This window comes from Sulfitobacter sp. HGT1 (assembly GCF_013282155.1).
Taxonomy (GTDB): Bacteria; Pseudomonadota; Alphaproteobacteria; order Rhodobacterales; family Rhodobacteraceae; genus Sulfitobacter.
This window is the reverse complement of the sequence record NZ_BLWI01000028.1, coordinates 1-1,740: the sequence shown is the minus strand read 5'-3', so window position 1 is coordinate 1,740 and position 1,740 is coordinate 1. Positions and strand designations below refer to the sequence as shown.

Annotated in this window: 2 protein-coding genes; both read left to right on the top strand. The window is 46.7% G+C overall.

Features of this window, described 5'->3' with window-relative positions; all coding sequences use genetic code 11:
* Positions 1 to 154: 154 nt before the first annotated feature.
* Positions 155 to 688: a DnaB-like helicase C-terminal domain-containing protein gene (locus HGT1_RS18140; RefSeq protein ID WP_176251365.1), complete on the top strand. Its 534-nt coding sequence runs from the start codon at positions 155 to 157 to the stop codon at positions 686 to 688.
* Positions 689 to 1,091: 403 nt separating this feature from the next.
* Positions 1,092 to 1,740: hypothetical protein (locus HGT1_RS18240; protein ID WP_217902999.1), on the top strand; the 649-nt coding region annotated here is incomplete at its 3' end.

Here is a 1,740-nt window from a genome sequence, read left to right as displayed (position 1 = left end):
TATGGTATCAGGGACGTGCGTCCGCTCTTCTGATGCATGGGACTTAGCTGAGGCTAAGGTAGAGTGGGGGCTTGACTGGCCTTGGCCTACGATGACAGAGAAGACACGAGGACGACGACGAGGTGAGGTGTATTACTTCGGCTGAGGGGTGAAGATGGGTAAGAGTGTAGTAGTTGACCAGATGGCTGCGTTCTTTGCAGCTACTCAGGATACACCTGTTATGCTAGTCAAGCCCGAAGAGTCAGTACCTAATACCCTTAAGCGTCTAGCGGGTAAGGCTGCACGTAAGGTGCTATGGGACCCTAAGGTTCCTTATGAGAAAGAGGACTTCGATAAAGGTAAAGCTATCATAGGCAGTAACGCTATTGTCTTTGACTCCTATCAGGAGATACGATGGGCTGACGTTAAGAAAGAGATACGTACTAACGTAGAGGTATGCGGTGTAAAGGATGTGTTCCTTGACCCACTGACCTGTTTCACAGTAGGTATGCCTATGTCAGTAGCTAACGAAGAGCTTATCAGTATAGCCTCAGAGATAGCTACGATGGCTAAGGAGCTGGACTTCACAGCTTACTTGTTCTGTCACCTTAATGCCCCTCAGTCAGGGCTACCTCATGAACGTGGGGGTGCAGTACAGAGTCAGCAGTTCAGTGGCTCACGAGCTATGATGCGTCAAAGGCGCATGTAAAACCAATCTAATTCAGGGAAACCCTATCAGAAATGAGGGCAATCCTGAGCGAAGCCTTAACAGGAACGTGCAGAGACTATCGAAAGCAGAAGGTTAACACCTGAGAAGTGAGTAGAGTAGGGACGACAGGAGTTATCCCGAAACGGTTGGGCTACGAGAGTAGCGTGATATAGTCCGATACTTGTAGTAATACAAGACGTAAGGATACTAACATATTGTTTTGCCATCAGATGTGGGGACTAGAGGGGAACAAAGACCCTGACTTACCTGATGAACTACGTAACTGCCGTGACTTAGTACTACTAGAAGACCGTAACTTCGGGGAGTCAGGTCGTATTAAGATGCAGTATCACTCAACTACAGGTTGCCTTGAAGAGATGCAGCCTAACTTTGGAGAGCACGAATGACAGCAGTACCCGAGAGTAAGTTCCCTACCGTAATAACACCTGAGGTATTCAGCTCCTTGTACGAGACACTGGAGAAGGATGTCCTATGGTTCTGTGGTAACAAGGGTATACCTGCTGATGATAGACCCGATGTCTTTCATGACTGCATGGAGAAAGTATGGGCAGACCGTGAGATGTTCACCCGTATGGGTAACGGTCGTTCTCCTGCTACCTTTATGTACCTTAAGTTACGTACAGCAGTAATGGAATACTTTAACTACATCAACACAGGCTCTAAGTCAGGTAAGTTACAAGTAAAGAAGAAGATTAATACGTACCTTAACTCTTACGAAGAGATGTTCTTAGGTTATACTGACTCAGACCAAGACACTAGCAGCTCGCTTAGCCTACAGTACGAGCAGCTTGAGCCTCTGAACGTAGGTTACGCTGAGGTCTTTAAGATACTTGATAAGATGCCTGACCTACTACGAGAGTACGTAGTCTGCAAGGCTGAGGTAGATACAGGCAGTACTAACAGCTCACGTAAGGAACTAACAGCTCTTATGCTAGAGCGTGGACTACCAGTACGAATGCGTAACGAAGTATCTAAGTTCCCTACAGTAGATGCTTATGAGTCAAGGCTTCGTACGTTCTTAACATCTAAGG